Source organism: Martinezella miluonensis (assembly GCF_900094545.1).
GTDB lineage: Bacteria > Pseudomonadota > Alphaproteobacteria > Rhizobiales > Rhizobiaceae > Rhizobium > Rhizobium miluonense.
The window spans coordinates 211,918-231,512 of sequence record NZ_FMAH01000004.1 but is presented as its reverse complement, the minus strand read 5'-3'; the positions used below and the strand labels follow the sequence as shown (position 1 = coordinate 231,512).

Below are 19,595 nucleotides of genomic sequence, written 5' to 3'. Positions count from 1 at the left end.
GATCCTCACTTCTTTTCCATAACACATTGCAGCGGATGCTGGTGCTCCCGGGCAAAATCCATCACCTGGCTCACCTTCGTTTCCGCCACTTCATATGTATATATCCCGCACTCGCCGACGCCGTGGTTGTGGACATGAAGCATGATGCGGGTGGCACTTTCGAGATCCTTTTGAAAGAAACGCTCCAGGATATGGATCACGAAGTCCATGGGCGTGTAGTCGTCGTTCAGAAGCAGCACACGATACAGGTTGGGCTTTTTGGTTTTGGGTTTGGTGCGTGTAATCACCGAGGTCCCACGATTTCCGTTGTCCCCATTCCTTTCGTTGTTGTTTTGCATCCGGATCGGCTCAGCGATCATTTCATTCTTCCTCAAATCATCCGGCAGAAGCTATCGCATTCCGACTTGGCAACTCGGTTGGTTTCTTTATTTGGTCGGGCCGAATATCCGAACCTCTAACTTAGTTCATATCGGCGCGATTTTAAGCCCCTTACGGGACACTGCAATCACAATTCGCTGACAAAATGGGCTGCGACCAAAAAAGTCGCGGCATATCTTCGGTTCTTGTCCGGTATGCGAAAAAATAAAAGACCGGCCACGCATCGCGTAGCCGGTCCTTCCGGAAATCTTTGTTTTTAGCGAGAGATCAGGCAGCCGTTGCCGGTGCCACAGCCTTGCTGGCAGCCTTCGTCGCAGCGGCGACGGGCGCTTCGTAAGGCTTGTAAGCAACCTTGGCGATATCGGCATACATTTCGCCGAGCTTGGTGGCTTCGGCAACGAAGTTTTCGTAGGCGGACTTCACATAGCTGCTCTGGAGTTCGAAAGCCGCTTCGAAGCTCTTGACGCCGGCGAGCGTTTCGAAATGCGTAACGCCGTCCTGGAACGACTTCTTGGAATACTCTGCAGCTTCGGCGGCAATCGCCTGGAAGCCCTTGCTGACGTCGGAATAGCTCTTCAGCGCCGTGTCCATAGCTTCCTTGCCCTTCTTGTTCGCTTCGTCGAAATTAAACATGCTCTCCGTCCCTTGTTGGCCTGTTGTTGGCCGGCCGGCGGCCGGTTTACAGGCAGGAAACTTAAATGCGACGCACAATTAGTCAAGTAGTCTTGTGCGATGCAATATCCACCCAAGATTGTATTTCCGGTGACAATGTCATGTCAGCGGCGGTGTTTGCGCTGCATCATTTTGTTTTCGCTAATATATGTCATTGCCTCCTACAACCGCAGGCTTTGACAGAAATATTGCCGTTGCTGGGAAAATCACGATCGGGCCGATGACAAACTCAATCGGTACTCAGGAGCGCCTGACGATGGCATTTCCCGCCATCTTCAAAGAAAAGAGCCGTATTTCAATGAAATACGGCCCAGGAATTCGGTTGCAATATCGGATATTGCCCACGCGGACTAGAGATCGACGTCCAGGATAGCCATCGAGAAATTGTAGGAACGATCGCCATCTTCATCGTCGATGTAGACGACGCCCAGAAATTCTTCGTCAAGATAAACTTCCGCCGAATCGTTCTTGCGCGGACGGGCCTTCACCACGATCTGCGGGTTGAACGTGCGCTTGAAATAGGCGTCGAGTTTCTTGATTTCTTCAGGCTTCACAATGCTTCTCCGTGAGGATCTCGGTTGGCCGCTTCTTGCATAGGAAAAGCGGCGGTGTAAAGACCGGAACCGCGCATACCTCCCCAGCGACAGCGCAAGCCTCGGAATGTCTGGCTGGATTTCTCTAGATTCCGGCACCCATAATCTGATCCACGACCACACGTTCGGCAAGCAGCTGATCCATGGAGCGGGACGGCTCGGAACAACCGGCTTCGCCGACGACCTTGGCCGGAACGCCGGCAACCGTCGTCTTCGCAGGCACTTCCTTCAACACCACGGAGCCGGCGGCAATGCGCGAGCAATGACCGATCTGGATATTGCCAAGGATCTTGGCACCGGCACCGATCAGGACGCCATGGGCGATTTTCGGGTGGCGGTCGCTGCCCTCCTTGCCGGTGCCGCCGAGCGTGACGCCATGCAGGATCGATACGTTGTCGCCGATCACAGCCGTTTCGCCAACGACGAGACCCGTCGCGTGGTCGAGGAAGATGCCCTTGCCGATACGTGCTGCCGGATTGATGTCCGTCTGGAAAACGCTTGAGGAGCGGCTTTGCAGATAGAGCGCGAAATCGCGGCGGCCGCGATTATAGAGCCAGTGGGCGAGACGATGCGTCTGCAGGGCATGGAACCCCTTGAAATAGAGCACGGGCTCCATGAAGCGCAGGCAGGCAGGATCGCGATCGTAGACGGCCTGGATATCGACGCGCAGAATCGCGCCCCATTCCGGCCAGTCAGCCAGCATTTCCTCAAACGTCTGGCGCAAGAGAATGGCCTGCATGTCCGGATGGTCGAGGCGCTCGCAGATGCGATAGATCACGCATTCTTCCAGCGAGCGATGGTTGATGATGGTCGAATAGAGGAAAGCGGCAAGGAGCGGGTCACGCTCAGCGGCCGTGCGAGCTTCGTCGCGCATGCTATCCCATATGGGATCCACGACCTTCACCGCGCCTAAGCCCTCCAAAGGGCGAATATCCGTTACTGCGACCATTGGCGGTCTCCCGATTTTCTGTCAGGCGTGCATTATATAGAAGAAATGCCACACAAGACAAATGGATCGAGCGAGCATGAATTTCGAGCACGATTTTGCCGGTGGTCTCCTCCGTGTCACCAGCAGTGATGCCATAGGCACGATCACGATCAACAACCCCGACCGAAAGAATGCCGTAACGGCCGCCATGTGGCGAGCAATCCCTCAAGCTGTGCGTATGCTGACCGACAAGGCACATGCCCATGTCATCATTCTGCGCGGTATCGGCGCGGACTTTTCCGCCGGCGCCGACATCCGCGAATTCGACAGCCTGCGCAAGAATTCCGAGACCGCCGTCGCCTACGAAGCCCTTAACAGCCAGGCTTTCGAGGCTATCCGACATTGCCGCGTGCCGACGATCGCGGCGATCCGTGGCATCTGCTACGGCGGCGGTTTCGGACTGGCCGCTGCCTGCGATCTGCGGATCGCCGAGCAAGGCGCACGCTTCTCCGTCCCCGCAGTTCGTCTCGGCATCGCCTATCCCGCCGACGCCGTGCAGGACATCGTCAACGCGCTTGGACCTCAGATGGCCAAGGTCGCGCTCTTTACCGGCGCGCAGATGTCGGGCGAGAAGATGGCGGCGGCCGGATTTTTGCTGGAGGAAATCGAGGCCGGTTCGTTCGATGACGAAGTATCCACCCTCGCCCATGCTATCGCCGCCAATGCGCCGATTGCATTGCATGCCTCCAAACTCGCGGTCCGTGCCGTCCTGGAACAGGATAGCGATCTGTTGCGCGAGGCGGAAGTGATCGGCGCCGAGACTTTCGATAGCGACGACTATGCCGAGGGCCGTGCTGCCTTTGCCGAGCGGCGAAAGCCGCATTTCACCGGCAAGTGACTTAAGGCCTAGCGCTTGTCGAGGCGCTGATAAAATTCAAGAACCGCCGTCTTGAAGACCTTGTCGCCGACGGCGAGCATATGATCGCGGTTCGGTATGTCGACGGCCTCGGCATGCGGCATCAACCCGGCAAGCTCTTGCGCCGAGCCGGCAATATCGTCCTTGGTGCCGACGGCGATCAGGGTCGGCGCTTGGATCCTCGCCACATCCTCTCTTGTCGCCAGATCGCGTGAGCCCTGGATACAGGCTGCCAGCGCTTGCCGATCGCTCTTCGTCTGTTCGGCAAAGGCGCGGAACATGCGCCCGCGGGCATGCGTGACATCATCGAGCGACGGCGCAACCAACGCATCTGCGATCGGATCCCAATCGCCGACACCCTCGACCATGCCGATGCCGAGGCCGCCGAGCACCAGCGAACGAACGCGATCGGGATGCGCCATCGCCATGAACGTCGAAACGCGGGCGCCCATGGAATAGCCCATCACATGCGCCTCGGGGATGCCCAGATGGTCGAGCAGCGCGACGGCATCCTCTGCCATAATCCACGGATGATAGACATCGGCGTCATAGAGCTTGTCGCTCGCGCCGTGACCACGATTATCGATGGCGATCACACGATAGCCCGCGTCGCCGAGCGTTTTGAGCCAACCCGGATGGACCCAATTTGCAATTGCCGTCGAGGCAAAGCCGTGAATCAGCAGCACCGGCGGACCGTTCGGATCGCCCTCATCGAAAAAGGCGAGCTTCAATCCGTCTCTGACGAAATAGGACATCGAAGGAGCATTCAAATTCATGGCACTATCTTTGCAAACAGGATCTTCCTGGCGCCGGACCATATTTTATCGGTGATATCAGGTGAACCCCGCATCGGCGAAAATCTCTGCTGCGAGCCGGACTTTCGCACTACACAATCGATGCGAAGGACTATAAAGAGGGGCTATCAAGTCTGGCGCAATTCATGCCGCTCAAGGCAAGACGCATTTGGAGATCATCATGGCCGGTCACAATATTCCCCATTTCCAGAACGACGGCGGACACCGTGCCATCGAAATCGGCGTGAAGGAATTCATGTGCACTGGCGCGTCGGTTCCCTACGATCATCCGCATATCTTCATCGATCTCGGCGACGAGACCGAGAAGGTCTGCTCCTATTGCTCGACGCTGTATCGCTACAATCCGTCGCTGAAGGCGGATCAGACCAACCCTGCCGGCTGCGTCTTCCACTTCAAGGCAGCGTGACGCCGTAGAGTCCGATCGGACAGAAAAGAATGCCGATCAAGACAGCCGCAATCATCGGCGCCGGAATAGCCGGATTGACGACGGCGCTGGCGCTGGCGAGACATGGCATCCGCTCCGAAATTTTCGAACAGGCCGAAGCGCTGACCGAAGTCGGCGCCGGCTTGCAGATTTCCCCGAATGCTTCCCGTATCCTCGACACGCTCGGTGTGCTCGACACACTTCGGTCGCTCTGGCTGGAGCCAGAGGAAATTCGGCTGGTCTCCGGTTCGTCGCTGCGGCCCGTCACCTCCGTTCCATGCGGGAATTTTGCCATACACCGATGGGGTGCGCCCTACGGGGCCGTGCATCGCGCAACGCTCCAAAAAGTGCTTCTAGACGCCGTGACCGCCAATGCGCTTTGCACGCTGCGTCTCGGCCAGCGCATCAACGTAAAAGACCGGCAGGCGCTGGCTGGAATCGCCGGCCGGGATCTGGATGTTATCATCGGTGCCGATGGCGTCTGGTCCAAGGCACGCATGCTGGTACCCGGCGCTCCCTCGCCCATCTTTTCCGGCAACATCGCATGGCGTTTCACCATTGCGGAATCAGCGGCGCCGGCGGCCATGAACAGGACCAGCGTCACCGCATTTCTCGGTCCGGCCAGCCATCTCGTCTGCTACCCGATCCGGGAAAATGCCGCCTTCAACATCGTCGCCATCGTTTCCGGCAGCAGCACCGGTCACGACTGGAAAGCGGCCGGCAGCAAGGCGCAGCGGGACAGCATGCTTGAGGGCTTTTCCGGCTGGAACAATGCGATTCGGGGAATGCTGGAAGCGCAGGCTCAGACAAGTTTCTGGCCGCTTTATGCCATGGGCGCCGGTCGTTGGCACAATGGCGGCGATACGATCCTGATCGGTGATGCCGCGCATGCGATGATGCCGTTTGCGGCTCAGGGCGCGGCCATGGCGATCGAGGATGCGTTCGAGCTGGCGGGCATGCTGGCAAAGCACATACCGGCGGAAGCATTCGATCTCTTTGAAAAACGTCGTGCGCCGCGCATCGCTCGCCTGCGCCAGCGCGCCGCCTTTAATCAATTCGCCTACCATGCCCGCGGACCGATCCGCATGGCGCGCGACATCGTTCTCTCCCTACGGCCGCCGCAAAGCCTTGCGGCGGATATGGACTGGATTTACGGCTATCGAGCCATCGGCTGATCAAACTTCCTTGACTGCCGCAAAGCCCTTTTCGATATCCGCCTTGATATCGGCGACATCTTCGAGACCGATCTGCAGACGGATCACCGGTCCCTCGGTTGGCGCCTTGGCGACTCGCCGATCGTTGAGGTTCACCTGCAATGCAAGGCTTTCGAACCCGCCCCAGGAATAGCCGAGGCCGAAAATCCGCAATGCATCGAGGAAGGCATGCGCCTTGACCTTGAATTTCTCAGCGCGGTCGACGGCCAGCACGAACGAGAAGATGCCGCTTGATCCCTTGAAGTCACGCTTCCAGATCTCATGGCTCGGGAAGCTCGGCAGCGCCGGATGCAAGACGCGGGCGACTTCTTCCCTGCTCTCGAGCCATCGGGCAATCTCGAGCGCACTCTCCTGATGCCGCTCCAGGCGCACACCCATGGTGCGCAAGCCGCGCAGCACCTGATAGGCGTCATCCGGTGCGCCGCAGATGCCGAGCTGGCCATGCGCATCCAGCAATCGCTGCCAATGCGTCTCGTTGGCGGAAACGGTTCCCATGACGATATCGGAGTGGCCGGCCGGATACTTCGTCACTGCGTGGATGGAGACGTCGACACCATGATCGAGCGGCTTGAAATAGAGCGGGGTCGCCCAGGTATTGTCCATGGTGACGACGCATCCATGCCGGTGAGCCGCCGCCGAAATGGCCGGAATATCCTGCATTTCGAAGGTATTGGAACCTGGCGCCTCGGTATGAACCAGCCTGGTGTTCGGCTTGAACAGTTGCTCGATACCGGCACCGGCCAAAGGATCGTAATAGTCGACCTCAACCCCGAGTCGCTTCAGCATGGTATCGCAAAAAAAGCGAGTCGGCCCGTAGACCGAATCAACGATCAACGCGTGATCGCCGGCGGACAAGTAGGCAAGAAACGGCACGGTAACCGCCGCAAGACCGGAAGGAACGATGACGGTTCCAGCCGATCCTTCCAGTGCGTCCATGGCCTCGCACAGCGCGTCCGTCGTCGGCGTGCCGCGGGTCCCATAGGTGTATTTCTGATCGTGCGTCTCCATCACCCGGGCATTGGGAAACAGCACCGTCGAGGCATGCACTACGGGCGGATTGACGAAGCCGTGAAAATCGAGAGGCGAATAGCCGATGTGGGATAAACGTGTGTTGATGCCGGCGTTCTGCAGGAAGGTGTCTTTGTCTTTCATGTCCGGATATGCCTTTGGCGCTGTAGGAAGCTGGATTTGTGGCGAGCAAGTCCAGTTGGGTCAACCCCGATCCTATCGATCGCATCATATTATTATAGGACTAAAATACTGAAAACTGTGCCTAAAACCCCATTTCCGTGCAGTTTTTTGGCAAAACCCTGCTCATTTTGGCGCCAAACGCCCGATTTCCAGCCTAACAGGGTGAAATTTTGGAATAAATCGGCAATAATGGGGTCAATCTCTTGACCGGAAATCCATTTGCGACTGTGATAGGATCACTCGCCTCAAGAGAGTGAGGAAACATGGTTCCCCGTGAACCAGCTTCAGAGGTGATACAGTTTAACTATAAAACAATAGAAGAAGGTTGGGAAAGATGAAAAAGTTTGCTCTCTCCGCGTTTCTCGGAGTCGCAGCATTGGCCTACACCGCGTCCGGCGCCTCCGCCTCGACGCTCGGCGATGTAAAGGCCAAGGGCTTCGTTCAGTGCGGCGTGAATACGGGCCTTCTTGGCTTCGCACAGCCGGACGCATCCGGTAATTGGGCCGGTTTCGACGTCGACTTCTGCAAGGCCGTCGCTTCCGCCGTCTTCGGTGACGCGACCAAGGTAAAGTACACTCCCCTCAGCGCGAAGGACCGCTTCACCGCGCTGCAGTCCGGCGAAATCGACGTGCTTTCTCGTAACACGACTTGGACCATCAACCGCGACACCGCTCTCGGCCTCAAGTTCCGCCCCGTCACCTATTATGACGGCCAGGGCTTCATGGTTCGCAAGGAATTGAACGTGAAGTCGGCGCTTGAGCTTTCCGGCGCGGCCGTCTGCGTCCAGTCCGGCACGACGACCGAGCTCAACCTCGCCGACTATTTCAAGACCAATAATCTGCAGTACAATCCGGTCGTCTTCGACAAGCTCGAGGAAGTCAACACCGCTTACGACTCCGGCCGTTGCGACGTCTACACCACCGACCAGTCCGGCCTTTACTCTCTGCGTCTGACGCTGAAGAATCCGGACGACAACGTCGTTCTGCCTGAAATCATCTCCAAAGAGCCGCTCGGCCCGGCCGTCCGCCAGGGCGACGACCAATGGTTCAACATCGTCAGCTGGACGGCCTATGCGCTCGTCAATGCTGAGGAATTCGGCATCACGCAGAAGAACGTCGACGACATGAAGAAGTCCGCAAACCCGGATATCAAGCGTTTCCTCGGCGCCGAGCAGGGTTCCACGATCGGCACCGACCTTGGCCTCACCAGTGACTGGGCCTACAACGTCATCAAAGGTGTTGGTAACTACGGCGAAGTCTTCGACCGCAACATCGGCGCAGGCAGCCCGCTGAAGATCGCCCGCGGCCTCAACGCTCTCTGGAACAAGGGCGGCATCCAGTACGCGCCTCCGGTACGCTAAGCTTCAACAAGCTCACTTTTGGAGAAAGGCGGCATCCGCCTTTCTCCCCTCAAGAAAACAAGCCTGAAACAGGCACATTGGGGAAAAAATTTGCATGGCAATCACGACGAATTCGCCTGAGGGCGGGAGCGCATTCGTATCTGCGCTGAACAACCCCAAAGTCCGGGGTATTTTTTACCAGGTCCTGACTATCGTCATTCTCGCAGGCATCGGCGCGGTCATCTTTTACAATACAGCGCGCAATCTCCACGACTTGAACCGCTCCTTCGGCTTTGGCTTTCTCGAAGGTCGCGCCGGTTTCAATCTGGGACAGGCTCTCATCCCCTATTCCAGCGATTCCACCAATACCGATGCGCTGATCGTCGGCCTGCTCAACACGCTCCTTATATCGGTCGTCGGCATCGTTGCGGCAACGATCGTCGGCTTCATCATCGGCATCGGCAGGCTTTCGAACAACTGGCTGATCGCGAAGCTCTCCCAGACCTATGTCGAGATCTTCCGCAACATTCCACCGCTGCTCGTCATCTTCTTCTGGTATAGCGGCGTCTTGGTACTGCTGCCGCAGGCGCGCGATGCCGTTCATCTGCCGTTCTTCAGCTATCTCAGCAATCGTGGCCTCGCCTTCCCCAGCCCGATTTTCGGCGCAGGCATGCGGGTCGTCGGTATTGCTCTCCTTATCGCGATAGCGACCGTGTTTTTCGTGGCACGCTGGGCGCATAGGCGTCAGGCGGCGACCGGTCAGCAATTCCATACGATCTGGGCGTCGATCGGCATCTTGATCGGCCTGCCGCTACTGGCCTTCCTGGCAACGGGCATGCCGCTTTCCTTCGACTATCCGATCGCTGGCAAATTCAACCTCACCGGCGGAACGGTGGTGGGGCCGGAGTTCATCGCTCTTCTGCTGGCTCTTTCCCTCTATACCGCAACTTACATTGCCGAAATCGTACGCGCCGGTATTCGCGGTGTGGCAAAGGGGCAGTCAGAAGCGGCAGGCGCGCTCGGTCTTCGAGCCTCAGCCATCAATCGGCTTATCGTCATCCCACAGGCAATGCGCATCATCATCCCGCCGCTGACGAGCCAGTATCTCAATCTGATCAAGAACTCGTCGCTCGCGATCGCCATTGGTTATGCCGATCTCGTCGCCGTCGGCGGCGTGATCCTCAACCAGTCCGGTCGAGCCGTCGAAGTCGTCGTCATATGGATGGTCATCTATCTCGCCTTGAGCATCGTAACATCGCTGTTCATGAACTGGTTCAATGCCAAGATGGCCCTGGTGGAGAGATAAGATGTCCAGTGTAGATCAGAGCTTCGTCAGCAAGGCACTTTTGTCGGGACAGCCTGCACCCGCCAGTGAAAGAGGCGTGTGGCATTGGGTCCGCAACAACCTCTTTGCCACGCCGAAGGACATCGTCTTGACTGTCCTCGCCGTCGCCTTTCTGGCTTGGGCTATCCCTCATTTGGTCAATTGGCTGTTCATACACGCAGTCTGGAGCGGAACCGACCGCACCTTCTGCGCCACGACCGTGCAGGGCGGGACGCAGCCGGACGGCTGGAATGCCGCCTGCTGGGCCTTCATCCGCTCGAAATTCGTCGTCTTCATGTTCGGCCTTTATCCTCCAGACGAGCGCTGGCGGCCGGTGCTCGTCGCGATCTTGATGATCATCAGCTTCGCACCGCTGCTGATGCCGTCGGTTCCCAGAAAAGGGTTGAATGCGATCGTGGCATTCTTCGTGCTGCCGGTTATCTCTTTCTTCCTGCTCCATGGCGGCTTCGGCCTTGAGGCCGTGGAGACGGAGAGATGGGGTGGCCTGATGGTGACGCTGGTGATTTCCTTCGTCGCAATCGCGGTCTCCTTTCCGTTCGGCATCCTGCTTGCGCTAGGGCGTCGCTCGAAGATGCCCGTCGTACGCATGCTGTGCGTGGTATTCATCGAAATCATCCGCGGCGTGCCCCTGATCACGGTGCTGTTTATGGCCAGCTACATGCTGCCGCTCTTCATGCCGCAGGGCTGGACGGTGGATAAGCTGCTGCGCGCCGTGGTCGGCGTTGCGATCTTCACCTCGGCCTATATGGCCGAAGTCATTCGCGGCGGCCTGCAGGCAATACCTAAGGGTCAATTCGAGGGAGCCGACTCGCTCGGCCTTGGCTACTGGCAGAAGATGCGGCTGATCATTTTGCCGCAGGCGATCAAGCTGGTCATTCCCGGTATCGTCAACACCTATATCGGCATGTTCAAGGACACGTCGCTCGTTGCCATCATCGGCATGTTCGATCTGCTCGGCATCGTCCGCCAGAATTTCTCCGACGCAAATTGGGCAAGCGCCGTTACGCCAATCACTGGCCTTGTCTTCGCCGGCTTCATTTTTTGGCTGTTCTGTTTTGGAATGTCGCGCTATTCAGGTTTCGTGGAGCGCCATCTCGACACCGGCCACAAGCGATAAAATTGAGGGAATGAAAATATGGCTGAAGCCCAACCCAAAAAACTGACTATCTCCGAGACGGAAGTCGCGGTTGACATGATCAACATGAACAAGTGGTACGGTGATTTCCATGTACTGCGAGATATCAATCTGAAGGTCATGCGCGGCGAGCGCATCGTCATTGCCGGCCCGTCCGGCTCGGGAAAATCGACGATGATCCGCTGCATCAACCGTCTGGAAGAGCATCAGAAGGGCCAGATCATCGTTGATGGCGTCGAACTCACCAACGATCTGAAGAAGATCGACGAAGTGCGCCGCGAAGTCGGCATGGTGTTCCAGCACTTCAATCTCTTCCCTCACCTGACCATTCTGGAAAACTGCACGCTGGCGCCGATCTGGGTGCGCAAGATGCCGAAGAAGCAGGCGGAAGAAATCGCCATGCACTTCCTCACCCGCGTCAAGATCCCGGAGCAGGCGAAGAAATATCCCGGCCAGCTTTCCGGCGGTCAGCAGCAGCGCGTGGCGATCGCCCGCTCGCTCTGCATGAACCCGAAGATCATGCTGTTCGACGAGCCAACTTCCGCGCTCGACCCGGAAATGATCAAGGAAGTGCTCGACACGATGGTGGGCCTTGCCGAAGAAGGCATGACCATGCTGTGTGTGACCCACGAAATGGGCTTCGCGCGCCAGGTCGCCAACCGCGTCATCTTCATGGACCAGGGCCAGATCGTCGAGCAGAATTCGCCGAAGGAATTCTTCGACAATCCGCAGCATGAGCGCACCAAGCTCTTCCTCAGCCAGATCCTGCACTAATCCGGCCAAGATCGAATGAGAAAAACCCGCCGTTGCATCGCAGCAGGCGGGTTTTTTATGGCTTGTCGACGCTCGGGACCATCAGCGCAAAGGCAAAGCGTAAGTCTGCTTGACGACCTGGCTCGGCACATCCGTCTTAACATTCTGGATGCCGTTGACCTTCGTCAGATGGGTGGATTGGAACTGCCGGTAGTCGTCGAGATCGGATACGGCGACGCGAAGAAGCGCGTCGCTTTCGCCCAGCATGATATAGCACTCCATCACCTGCGGCAGCTTCTTCATTGCCGCCATGAAGTGATCGATCGTTTCAGCATCCTGGGCGGTCAGCCAAACGCGGGCAAACAGCGAAAGCGGCAAGCCGGCTTTGACCGGGTTCAGCACCGCCACATAGCGATCGATGATGCCGGCATCCTCAAGCAGCTTCACGCGCCGCAGGCAGGGCGATGGCGACAAACCGACTTCCCTTGCCAGTTCCACATTCTGAATTCGCCCGTCGCGTTGCAGTACGCTGAGAATACGCTTGTCTATCTCGTCCAGCTTCATTGGCATCCTCTACCAACAGAATGCATTTCGTGAATTCTAATGCCAATTATTCGATAGAAGCTGGCATCTACGCAAGCCAATTGCGTTCACAAAGATCTAAGCTTTCATTCATGGAAAGCGCCAATCTCCTTCTCTTCACCGCCACCGTCCTGCCCCTCATCTGCACGCCGGGGCCGGACATGCTGTTCATAGCGTCACAGGCAATGTCCGGTGGCGCAGGCGCCGGGCTGCGATCGACGGCCGGCATCTGCATCGGCTACGTCATCCATTCCATGCTTGCAGCCCTCGGGGTCGCAGCCATCATTGCCGCCTCTCCCGCCCTGTTCATGGTCCTGCGCTGGCTCGGCATCGCCTATCTCGGCTACCTGGCATCCCGCCTCATCAGCTCCTCAATGAAGGCCGGCAAGGTCACGCCGAAGGCGACAGCGGCAGCAGACGGGCTTCGGCGCGGCTTCCTGACGGCCGTTCTCAACCCAAAGGGCATGATGATCTACTTCGCCATCCTGCCGCAATTCATCAGCCACAATGGGAGCGTAGCAGTGCAGGCGTCCCTTCTGTCGGCCGTATTCATCGGGCTGTGCGGGGCATTCTATGCTATTCTCAGCCTCACCCTTGCGGCACTCGGCGCGCGGGCAAGCATCAGCGATCGGCGCCGCCGGTGGACAGAAGGTATCGCCGGTTGCCTTCTGCTTGTCGCCGCGGGACGACTGGCGGCGTGAGCAAGCCATATGGCGCTTCGTGCAAAACGCGATATACTGCCTGACAATCACAAAATATGCGGCATTCACAAGGCGTTAGGGGAAGCGGACTGTGAAGAAGAGCGACAGGATCATCGGCGGGCTTGCACTTTTGAGCGCGGCCATCATCGTTATCAAACTGGCGGGAGCAATGTTCGGCTACGATCTCATTCAGATGGCGGTCGATGCGACGAGACCTGCAGGTGCTGGTGGCTGGTCGACAGTGGCGAATTGAGATTGAGCTAGCCCGTCGCGAGCAAAATTCGAGCACGCTCCAAATGCTGCGCTCACACAGCCATGCAACAGATCATTGAGAGAAATGGCGACCCCTACAGGATTCGAACCTGTGACCACATGCTTAGAAGGCAAGTGCTCTATCCAGCTGAGCTAAGGGGCCGTGAAGCCTGCCGCATCTTGCGTGCGGCGGCCAACACATGCCTGAAACCGCCGTCCAACTCAATGGGCAGGGTTCAATAAGTTCCTGCCTCAGTGAGTCCAGGGCTGGATGCGCGAAAACCGGAAATTGTCGGAGTAGGAAACCGTCTGGCGAATGGCATCCTTCGGAGCGATGACGCGATATTCGATGCCGTTGCGCTGGGCATAGGCCTCCGCCAACTCCTGCGTGTCGAACGTCAGCTTCAGCTGCTGGCGCGTATCGGCAGAAGACGTATAGCCCATGATCGGATCGATCTTGCGCGGGATCTCCTGGTCGAATTCCAGAACCCATATATGGGTCTTGGCCTTGCCGGATTGCATGGCGGTCTTTGCGGGACGATAGATCTTGGCAGGCATCGCTGCAGCGCCTCCGAATAACGCGGGAACGCCCCGCCTCTTTGCTTCTCTTGCCTTGGCACGGCCCTTGCGAGCCGAGCGCACGTAAAGTTTGATTAGCCGCGATTCCCTTTGCTTTCAAGCAAAAAGGCGGGCGATGCCGCCGGATAAGGCGCGTTCGCTGACAGCTCGCACGATCGCTCCGCAGATAGTTTACCGGCACCGGCCATGTCACGCCTGACGTCGCGCGACCGCCGTTGGCGCAGATTTGAAATGGGCGTTTCGGCGAGGTCCGCGACTTCCGCCGCTCTCAGATCAAAAGATTGTGGGATTGTTTAAATGGTCGGAGTGGAGAGATTCGAACTCCCGACCCTCTGGTCCCAAACCAGATGCGCTACCAGACTGCGCTACACTCCGTACCGTCAGCATGATCGCCGAAGGAAAGGGATCATGACTTAAGTTTTGCACCGCCGAACACCTATCCGTCGGAACGAGTGGGGAGATACACGGTTCATCTGCCTGCTGCAACAGGTAAAATCACGCCGGGCGGATCTTCCCCGAGGAAAATCTATTTTTTGAGTTTCGCCGAAATGGTGGCGCTCGTCACCTTGTCGCCGACGGCAAGGCCGAGTTTCTTGACCACTCCGCCGTTCAGCTCGATGACATAGGCGACCGGGCCGCCGGAGTTGATGATCGTTTCCGAAAAGGGCACGGCGTTTTCCTGGATGTGGGTGACGACACCCTTTTGGTCCAGAAAGAGCATGTCGAGCGGCAGCTCGGTGTTCTTCATCCACATCATCACGGGCCGCGACGTGCCGAAATCGAACAGCATGCCGTGGTCGGCCGGCATCTTGTCGCGATACATCAGGCCGAATTCCAGCTGCGGCGGCGTCAGTGCCAGCTCCACGGTGAATTTATGAGCCTGGCCCTTGGGCGATGCGATCGAAAGCGGCTCCGAATCAAAGGCCATCGACTGCTGCGCTGCCGTCTGAGCCGCAAAGGAGGATGAGACGGTGGCCCCAACGAGAAAAAGCGCCAAAATGGCGCTTTTCATAAGTCCGAGAGACCTGTCTCTTTTCATATCAATGCGGCCGCGTAACCGGGCTCGGCGCATCCGGATGGATTTCCGCCGCCATCAGGCCCTTTTCGCCTGGCCCGAAGCGAACAAGCACCACCTGCCCCGGCCGCAATTCGGCCAGGCCGAAGCGACGCAGCGTTTCCATGTGCACGAAGATATCCTCCGTGCCCTCGCCACGCGTCAGGAAGCCGAAGCCCTTGGTCCGGTTGAACCATTTCACGAGCGCGCGCTCGAGGCCGCTGGTGGCGGTCACCTGCACATGTGTGCGCACCGGCGGCATCTGCGATGGATGCACGGCAGTCGACTGATCCATGGAGAGGATCTTGAAAGCCTGATAGCCGCGTTCCCGGCGCTGAATCAGCGCAACAATGCGGGTTCCTTCGAGAATCGTCTGATAACCATCGCGGCGCAGGCACGTCACATGCAGCAATACGTCCTGCATGCCGTTGTCAGGCACTATGAAGCCAAAGCCCTTGGCCACATCGAACCACTTGACGACGCCGGAGATTTCGATGAGCTCGACGGCATCGCCGGACATCTCCTCGAAGTCGTCAACTCCCTTCGATGAAATTCTGTCACCCATCCTAGCCAGCCCTCGATTACGCGTCACACTGTTACGGTTAACTGATTCCCTGATATCAAGATTAACATCTTGGTAACGGAAAAGCGCAAGTCCTAGTTTTCGTTTATTCCCACCCTAAGATTATTGCTCCAAGACTTGCGCGAAGCTGGTGCTTCGAACGAAAATCCGGTCGGCTCAATATTAAGAGAGGAAATAGAATGCGTTATCTCCACACAATGGTTCGCGTCACCGATCTCGACGCCTCGTTGCATTTTTATAGCACCCTGTTCGGGCTTGTCGAAACCCGCCGCTACGAAAACGAGAAAGGCCGCTATACGCTCGTATTCCTTGCAGCTGGCGAAGACGCCGAATCGTCCCGCAGCAACGGCGCCCCCAGCCTGGAACTGACCTACAACTGGGATCAGGAAGAATACACCGGCGGACGTAACTTCGGCCACCTCGCCTATGAGGTCGACGATATCTATGCGACCTGCCAGAATCTCATGGACAATGGCATCACGATCAACCGCCCGCCGCGCGATGGTCACATGGCTTTCGTGCGCTCCCCCGACGGCATTTCCATCGAGATCCTGCAAAAGGGCGCAAATCTTCCGTCTGCCGAGCCCTGGGCCTCGATGCCCAATACCGGCGCCTGGTAAGGGGCAAGCTTTCGCGAGGCTTACGGCACGCGCGGAGCCATCCGTTTCGCGCTTGCCGCCCATGCCCATCCTCCGGCATGCTTAGACGACTCGAAGCATCATGCATCGGATATCGCGCCGTCATCGTTCCCGGTCGGCGCGTGCGATATCGTCGTCCCTCGCAGGAGGCCGTTCCGATGCAAACCTTTTTGCGGGGAACGTCCCATGTGCGATCAACAGATTTTATACGGCAGGAAGAAGCTAGCAAGCACTATTGCCGTCTTCGCCTCATTTGTGATGCTTGCGAGCTGCGCGACCGCCGGCAAACAGTCGACAGAGACTGCGGAAGCCGCGCCCGCGGCGCAGCCGACGGCGGCTGAACAACTCGCGGCCGACATGAACAGCAAGGCAGATGCTCGCCGGCGCAAAGCCGACGGCACTTACCGCGATCCGATGGTGCATAGCGTCAGCGGCACGCGCCAGCAGATCATCGCCCAGCAGAACCAGGCGCTCTATCCCGCCCCGACGGCGACGCCCACGGAAGGACAGCCCAATATAGGCGGCCTGGTCACGCAGCCGACCGGCGTGAACGCGAACAGAAGCAGCATCTTCTCAGCGCCGCCGCCCGTCGCCGTCAATCCGGACGGGACGCTCGCCAATAACCAGTCCCAAGGCCCACAGACCATCACGCCGATGATGCGCAGCGTCTACAGCACGCCGCCCGGCATGCAGCAGCCCGCCACACAGCAGTCGCTTGGTGCCACCGCCGCGCCGAACGGCCTCACCTCGGCCGATGTGTTGCCGCCGCCCGTCATCCGCAATGCCACCGCCCCCGTGGCCAATTCGCCGCAGCCGATTGCGCAGGTGACCTCGTCGGGCGTTATGGCCGCTCCGAACCCGAATGTCCGCGAATTGAACAGCAAGCAAGCCGCTGCCCTGGCACAATTCATCGCGGCGAAAAACCAACCTCAGAACGGCAAGCTGCTGGTGCAACCGATACAAGGTGCCGGCGGCCAGTAAGGAGCCCGCGTTTCCAGGGAATCTTCGATGTCGTCGGCAACGTCCTGTTAAGTCTCACTTATTCAGTGCCGGCGGCAATTTCATCCAGCTGTCATTTTTTCCACAAAAAAGCAAAATTGGCGCTTGCAGGATTGAAATCACCCCGCTATAAGCGCGCCACACAACAGCTGCACGCGCCCTTCGTCTATCGGTTAGGACGACAGATTTTCATTCTGTAAAGAGGGGTTCGACTCCCCTAGGGCGTGCCACTGTTGTTCCTCTCCCCATCATGAATTCATAAGCTACCGCTTGCGGATGCTATATGTCGTTCTTATCTAGCCTATGCAGCATGCGCCCTTCGTCTATCGGTTAGGACGACAGATTCTCATTCTGTAAAGAGGGGTTCGACTCCCCTAGGGCGTACCAAATCGCGATGGTGCAAAGTTTTCCACAATCGCCTCAAAAAATCTGCGTCTAGTCCTGGATTTTTCTCGATTTTCCGCTTGCGGGAATGAAAGGTGCTGACTATAAGGGCGCCACAGCACGCGCCCTTCGTCTATCGGTTAGGACGACAGATTTTCATTCTGTAAAGAGGGGTTCGACTCCCCTAGGGCGTGCCACTGTCCCTCTCATTAAATCGATGATTTTGCATCCGAAATTGGGAAAACCCAATTCTGCTCTTAGACGGCTTTTGCCGCATCGATGACCCGAAGCTGCACGCGCCTGCTGCCCTGCCAGTGATCGGCGCCGAGCGTGCCCGCGACATGGATCTGCGCGCCGCGGGAAGACATCAACAATTCACCCAACGGCGTCTCTGCCGCGCGAAACGCGATGCCATCGACCCGGCCGCCATCCTGCGCTTCAAGCGTGATCTTGATATGCGACTGGCCGACAAGGCGGGAATCGCGCAGCCTGTGGCTCGGCAGAGCGAAGATGGGCTGGGGATGGCCGGAGCCGTAGGGGCCGGCCGTTTCAAGGCGGTCTATCAGCTCCACCGTCGCGCCGCTTGCGCCGATCGCGCCGTCGATCTTGAGCGTCTCATTGGCGACCAGGCCAGCCACCTGCTTTTCGGCCTTCTCGGTGAAAAAGGTGCGCAGCTTTCCGAGATTGCTTCGCTCCACCGTCAAACCGGCCGCCATCGCATGGCCGCCGCCCTTGACCAGCAGGCCGGCATCGACGGCGGCGCGGACCATGCGACCCATGTCGAAGCCATTGATCGAACGGCCGGAACCCGTGCCCTTGCCCGACGAATCGAAGGCAATGGCGAAAGCCGGCCGGCGAAACTTGTCCTTCAACCGTGACGCGATCAGGCCGACGATGCCGGGGTGCCAGCTCTCCCGCGCCGTGATGATGACCGAGGCGCCGTCGCCATTGCCATATTCCGCCAGTGCTTCTGCTTCGGCCTCCTGCAGCATGGCGGCTTCCATGGCTTGCCGGTCGCGATTGAGCTCGTCGAGCTTCGCGGCGATCGTCTCGGCCTCACCCGTCTCATCCAAGGTCAGAAGGCGTGCTCCAAGCGCAGCATCGCCGATACGGCCGCCGGCATTGATGCGCGGGCCAATCAGGAAGCCGAAATGATAGGGCGTTACCGGGCCGCCAAGCCCCGCCTTGCGGAACAGTGCGGCAAGGCCGGGATTGCCCTGATGGCGGGCAGCGATCAGGCCCTTGACGACGTAAGCGCGGTTTAGGCCCTTCAGCGGCACGACATCGCAGACGGTCGCGAGCGCGACGATATCGAGCCATGCCAGCAGATCGACGGAGCGCACCCGGGAATCGCCCGCTTCGCGCAGCTGCTTGAGGGCGGCGACCAGAACCAGGAAGACCACACCGGCAGCGCAAAGATGCCCCTGCCCGGACAGATCGTCCTCGCGATTCGGATTGACCAGCGCATGGCACGGCGGCAATTCGTGTGCGACCTGATGGTGATCGATGACGACGACGTCGATATTGCGTGCCCTCGCCGCGTCAAGCGCTTCAAAACTGGTGGAGCCGCAATCGACGGTCACGATGAGCTTCGCGCCATTGTCGATGAGCTGATTGATGGCGTTGGGATTAGGGCCGTAGCCTTCGAAGATGCGGTCGGGGATGTAGATGCTTGCGGGAACGCCGAAATGCGTCAGAAAGCGATAGAGCAGCGCTGACGAGGCGGCGCCGTCGACGTCATAGTCGCCGAAGATCGCGACAGTCTCGCCCGTCTTGAGCGCCCGCAACAGCCTCTGCGCTGCCTTCTCGCAATCGGTCAACAAATATGGATCAGGCATCAGAGCGCGGATCGTCGGATCGAGAAAGGCCATGGCCTCATCGATGCCGACACCACGCCCGGCAAGCACGCGGGAGATCAGCTCCGGCAAGCCATGCACCTGAGCGATGGCGAGCGCTCTGTTCAGACCGGCCTGATCGAGCCGGGAAACCCAGCGATTGCCGGAAACGGACCGCTCGACGCCCAGAAAGGCCCGCTGAACTGGATCGACCGGTTGTTCCACCATCTCTCCCAAAATTGGCAGACGGCAGCGCTCCTTTGAGCTATGCCGCCGTCTATCAGC

22 protein-coding genes and 5 tRNA genes are annotated in these 19,595 nt (G+C 58.4%); 14 read left to right on the top strand and 13 right to left on the bottom strand.

The features are described from left to right. Positions 1-5: 5 nt before the first annotated feature. The 4 genes from clpS to cysE all read right to left on the bottom strand — a co-directional run bounded on the left by clpS (position 6) and on the right by cysE (position 2,592). Positions 6-359 (bottom strand): ATP-dependent Clp protease adapter ClpS, encoded by a 354-nt coding sequence (clpS, locus tag GA0061102_RS06685; protein WP_092845145.1) that lies wholly within the window; start codon positions 357-359, stop codon positions 6-8. 286 nt (positions 360-645) lie between these two features. After that, positions 646-1,011: a phasin family protein gene (locus GA0061102_RS06680; protein WP_092845143.1), complete on the bottom strand. Its 366-nt coding sequence runs from the start codon at positions 1,009-1,011 to the stop codon at positions 646-648. A gap of 389 nt (positions 1,012-1,400) precedes the next feature. Continuing rightward, positions 1,401-1,604: a DUF3126 family protein gene (locus GA0061102_RS06675; protein ID WP_037152189.1), complete on the bottom strand. Its 204-nt coding sequence runs from the start codon at positions 1,602-1,604 to the stop codon at positions 1,401-1,403. Positions 1,605-1,728: 124 nt separating this feature from the next. Next, positions 1,729-2,592 carry a serine O-acetyltransferase gene (gene cysE, locus GA0061102_RS06670; protein ID WP_092845141.1) on the bottom strand — a complete coding sequence of 288 codons (864 nt, stop codon included), beginning with the start codon at positions 2,590-2,592 and terminating at the stop codon, positions 1,729-1,731. A gap of 76 nt (positions 2,593-2,668) precedes the next feature. On the opposite strand from cysE, the gene GA0061102_RS06665 reads away from it, so the two are divergent. Continuing rightward, positions 2,669-3,469 carry an enoyl-CoA hydratase-related protein gene (locus GA0061102_RS06665; protein ID WP_092845139.1) on the top strand — a complete coding sequence of 267 codons (801 nt, stop codon included), beginning with the start codon at positions 2,669-2,671 and terminating at the stop codon, positions 3,467-3,469. An 8-nt stretch (positions 3,470-3,477) separates the two neighbouring features. On the opposite strand, the gene GA0061102_RS06660 is transcribed toward GA0061102_RS06665, so the two are convergent. After that, entirely contained in the window at positions 3,478-4,263 is a 786-nt protein-coding gene (locus GA0061102_RS06660; RefSeq protein WP_092845137.1) for an alpha/beta fold hydrolase, read from the bottom strand. 199 nt (positions 4,264-4,462) lie between these two features. On the opposite strand from GA0061102_RS06660, the gene GA0061102_RS06655 reads away from it, so the two are divergent. Together GA0061102_RS06655 and GA0061102_RS06650 are read left to right on the top strand one after the other, a co-directional pair. Continuing rightward, the gene (locus GA0061102_RS06655; RefSeq protein WP_037152186.1) at positions 4,463-4,708 is read left to right on the top strand and encodes a zinc-finger domain-containing protein; all 246 of its coding nucleotides are present in this window, start codon (positions 4,463-4,465) and stop codon (positions 4,706-4,708) included. A gap of 29 nt (positions 4,709-4,737) precedes the next feature. Further along, the gene (locus GA0061102_RS06650; protein ID WP_092845135.1) at positions 4,738-5,901 is read left to right on the top strand and encodes an FAD-dependent monooxygenase; all 1,164 of its coding nucleotides are present in this window, start codon (positions 4,738-4,740) and stop codon (positions 5,899-5,901) included. Here GA0061102_RS06650 and GA0061102_RS06645 read toward each other — a convergent pair whose 3' ends face one another. Further along, complete coding sequence (locus GA0061102_RS06645) at positions 5,902-7,092, bottom strand: cystathionine beta-lyase (RefSeq protein ID WP_092845133.1); 1,191 nt, start codon at positions 7,090-7,092, stop codon at positions 5,902-5,904. Positions 7,093-7,465: 373 nt separating this feature from the next. On the opposite strand from GA0061102_RS06645, the gene GA0061102_RS06640 reads away from it, so the two are divergent. The 4 genes from GA0061102_RS06640 to GA0061102_RS06625 all read left to right on the top strand — a co-directional run bounded on the left by GA0061102_RS06640 (position 7,466) and on the right by GA0061102_RS06625 (position 11,724). Beyond that, positions 7,466-8,491, top strand: coding sequence for an amino acid ABC transporter substrate-binding protein (locus tag GA0061102_RS06640; RefSeq protein WP_092845131.1), 1,026 nt, complete (start codon positions 7,466-7,468; stop codon positions 8,489-8,491). A gap of 94 nt (positions 8,492-8,585) precedes the next feature. Then, entirely contained in the window at positions 8,586-9,776 is a 1,191-nt protein-coding gene (locus GA0061102_RS06635) for an amino acid ABC transporter permease (protein ID WP_092845129.1), read from the top strand. A gap of 1 nt (position 9,777) precedes the next feature. After that, complete coding sequence (locus GA0061102_RS06630) at positions 9,778-10,932, top strand: amino acid ABC transporter permease (protein ID WP_092845127.1); 1,155 nt, start codon at positions 9,778-9,780, stop codon at positions 10,930-10,932. An 18-nt stretch (positions 10,933-10,950) separates the two neighbouring features. Beyond that, positions 10,951-11,724 carry an amino acid ABC transporter ATP-binding protein gene (locus GA0061102_RS06625; RefSeq protein ID WP_092845125.1) on the top strand — a complete coding sequence of 258 codons (774 nt, stop codon included), beginning with the start codon at positions 10,951-10,953 and terminating at the stop codon, positions 11,722-11,724. Between the two features lie 81 nt (positions 11,725-11,805). Here GA0061102_RS06625 and GA0061102_RS06620 read toward each other — a convergent pair whose 3' ends face one another. Next, entirely contained in the window at positions 11,806-12,267 is a 462-nt protein-coding gene (locus tag GA0061102_RS06620; RefSeq protein WP_092845123.1) for an Lrp/AsnC family transcriptional regulator, read from the bottom strand. A gap of 110 nt (positions 12,268-12,377) precedes the next feature. On the opposite strand from GA0061102_RS06620, the gene GA0061102_RS06615 reads away from it, so the two are divergent. Both GA0061102_RS06615 and GA0061102_RS33110 read left to right on the top strand, forming a co-directional pair. After that, positions 12,378-12,986 (top strand): LysE family translocator, encoded by a 609-nt coding sequence (locus tag GA0061102_RS06615; protein ID WP_092845300.1) that lies wholly within the window; start codon positions 12,378-12,380, stop codon positions 12,984-12,986. 91 nt (positions 12,987-13,077) lie between these two features. Beyond that, positions 13,078-13,239, top strand: a complete 162-nt coding sequence (locus GA0061102_RS33110; protein ID WP_167667921.1) for a hypothetical protein — start codon at positions 13,078-13,080, stop codon at positions 13,237-13,239. Between the two features lie 85 nt (positions 13,240-13,324). On the opposite strand, the gene GA0061102_RS06610 is transcribed toward GA0061102_RS33110, so the two are convergent. From GA0061102_RS06610 to GA0061102_RS06590, 5 genes are all read right to left on the bottom strand, one after another. After that, positions 13,325-13,401: transfer RNA gene (locus GA0061102_RS06610), tRNA-Arg, on the bottom strand. A gap of 89 nt (positions 13,402-13,490) precedes the next feature. Continuing rightward, positions 13,491-13,796 (bottom strand): ETC complex I subunit, encoded by a 306-nt coding sequence (locus GA0061102_RS06605; protein WP_092845121.1) that lies wholly within the window; start codon positions 13,794-13,796, stop codon positions 13,491-13,493. Between the two features lie 319 nt (positions 13,797-14,115). After that, a tRNA-Pro gene (locus tag GA0061102_RS06600) sits at positions 14,116-14,192 on the bottom strand. 151 nt (positions 14,193-14,343) lie between these two features. After that, the gene (locus GA0061102_RS06595; RefSeq protein WP_208858614.1) at positions 14,344-14,829 is read right to left on the bottom strand and encodes a DUF192 domain-containing protein; all 486 of its coding nucleotides are present in this window, start codon (positions 14,827-14,829) and stop codon (positions 14,344-14,346) included. Between the two features lie 28 nt (positions 14,830-14,857). Next, positions 14,858-15,436, bottom strand: coding sequence for a cold-shock protein (locus tag GA0061102_RS06590; RefSeq protein ID WP_092845117.1), 579 nt, complete (start codon positions 15,434-15,436; stop codon positions 14,858-14,860). Between the two features lie 197 nt (positions 15,437-15,633). Between GA0061102_RS06590 and GA0061102_RS06585 the strand changes: the two genes are divergently transcribed. The 5 genes from GA0061102_RS06585 (at position 15,634) to GA0061102_RS06565 (ending at position 17,672) form a co-directional block, all read left to right on the top strand. Beyond that, positions 15,634-16,074: a VOC family protein gene (locus GA0061102_RS06585; RefSeq protein WP_092845115.1), complete on the top strand. Its 441-nt coding sequence runs from the start codon at positions 15,634-15,636 to the stop codon at positions 16,072-16,074. 204 nt (positions 16,075-16,278) lie between these two features. Beyond that, positions 16,279-17,073 (top strand): hypothetical protein, encoded by a 795-nt coding sequence (locus GA0061102_RS06580; protein WP_092845113.1) that lies wholly within the window; start codon positions 16,279-16,281, stop codon positions 17,071-17,073. A gap of 173 nt (positions 17,074-17,246) precedes the next feature. Next, positions 17,247-17,321, top strand: a tRNA-Glu gene (locus GA0061102_RS06575). Positions 17,322-17,403: 82 nt separating this feature from the next. Next, positions 17,404-17,478, top strand: a tRNA-Glu gene (locus GA0061102_RS06570). A gap of 119 nt (positions 17,479-17,597) precedes the next feature. Further along, positions 17,598-17,672, top strand: a tRNA-Glu gene (locus GA0061102_RS06565). A gap of 60 nt (positions 17,673-17,732) precedes the next feature. Here GA0061102_RS06565 and recJ read toward each other — a convergent pair. Beyond that, positions 17,733-19,538 carry a single-stranded-DNA-specific exonuclease RecJ gene (recJ, locus tag GA0061102_RS06560; RefSeq protein WP_425348516.1) on the bottom strand — a complete coding sequence of 602 codons (1,806 nt, stop codon included), beginning with the start codon at positions 19,536-19,538 and terminating at the stop codon, positions 17,733-17,735. Positions 19,539-19,595 lie beyond the last annotated feature (57 nt).

Coding starts and splice junctions, on each gene's coding strand:
- GA0061102_RS06590 (WP_092845117.1), bottom strand. CDS start 15,436: ATGGGTGACAGAATTTCATCGAAGGGAGTTGACGACTTCGAGGAGATG.
- GA0061102_RS06605 (WP_092845121.1), bottom strand. CDS start 13,796: ATGCCTGCCAAGATCTATCGTCCCGCAAAGACCGCCATGCAATCCGGC.
- GA0061102_RS06585 (WP_092845115.1), top strand. CDS start 15,634: ATGCGTTATCTCCACACAATGGTTCGCGTCACCGATCTCGACGCCTCG.
- GA0061102_RS06595 (WP_208858614.1), bottom strand. CDS start 14,829: ATGAAAAGCGCCATTTTGGCGCTTTTTCTCGTTGGGGCCACCGTCTCA.
- GA0061102_RS06635 (WP_092845129.1), top strand. CDS start 8,586: ATGGCAATCACGACGAATTCGCCTGAGGGCGGGAGCGCATTCGTATCT.
- GA0061102_RS06640 (WP_092845131.1), top strand. CDS start 7,466: ATGAAAAAGTTTGCTCTCTCCGCGTTTCTCGGAGTCGCAGCATTGGCC.
- GA0061102_RS06620 (WP_092845123.1), bottom strand. CDS start 12,267: ATGAAGCTGGACGAGATAGACAAGCGTATTCTCAGCGTACTGCAACGC.
- GA0061102_RS06615 (WP_092845300.1), top strand. CDS start 12,378: ATGGAAAGCGCCAATCTCCTTCTCTTCACCGCCACCGTCCTGCCCCTC.
- clpS (WP_092845145.1), bottom strand. CDS start 359: ATGATCGCTGAGCCGATCCGGATGCAAAACAACAACGAAAGGAATGGG.
- GA0061102_RS06660 (WP_092845137.1), bottom strand. CDS start 4,263: ATGAATTTGAATGCTCCTTCGATGTCCTATTTCGTCAGAGACGGATTG.
- GA0061102_RS06630 (WP_092845127.1), top strand. CDS start 9,778: ATGTCCAGTGTAGATCAGAGCTTCGTCAGCAAGGCACTTTTGTCGGGA.
- GA0061102_RS06680 (WP_092845143.1), bottom strand. CDS start 1,011: ATGTTTAATTTCGACGAAGCGAACAAGAAGGGCAAGGAAGCTATGGAC.
- GA0061102_RS06665 (WP_092845139.1), top strand. CDS start 2,669: ATGAATTTCGAGCACGATTTTGCCGGTGGTCTCCTCCGTGTCACCAGC.
- cysE (WP_092845141.1), bottom strand. CDS start 2,592: ATGGTCGCAGTAACGGATATTCGCCCTTTGGAGGGCTTAGGCGCGGTG.
- recJ (WP_425348516.1), bottom strand. CDS start 19,538: ATGGTGGAACAACCGGTCGATCCAGTTCAGCGGGCCTTTCTGGGCGTC.
- GA0061102_RS06580 (WP_092845113.1), top strand. CDS start 16,279: ATGTGCGATCAACAGATTTTATACGGCAGGAAGAAGCTAGCAAGCACT.
- GA0061102_RS06645 (WP_092845133.1), bottom strand. CDS start 7,092: ATGAAAGACAAAGACACCTTCCTGCAGAACGCCGGCATCAACACACGT.
- GA0061102_RS06655 (WP_037152186.1), top strand. CDS start 4,463: ATGGCCGGTCACAATATTCCCCATTTCCAGAACGACGGCGGACACCGT.
- GA0061102_RS06625 (WP_092845125.1), top strand. CDS start 10,951: ATGGCTGAAGCCCAACCCAAAAAACTGACTATCTCCGAGACGGAAGTC.
- GA0061102_RS06650 (WP_092845135.1), top strand. CDS start 4,738: ATGCCGATCAAGACAGCCGCAATCATCGGCGCCGGAATAGCCGGATTG.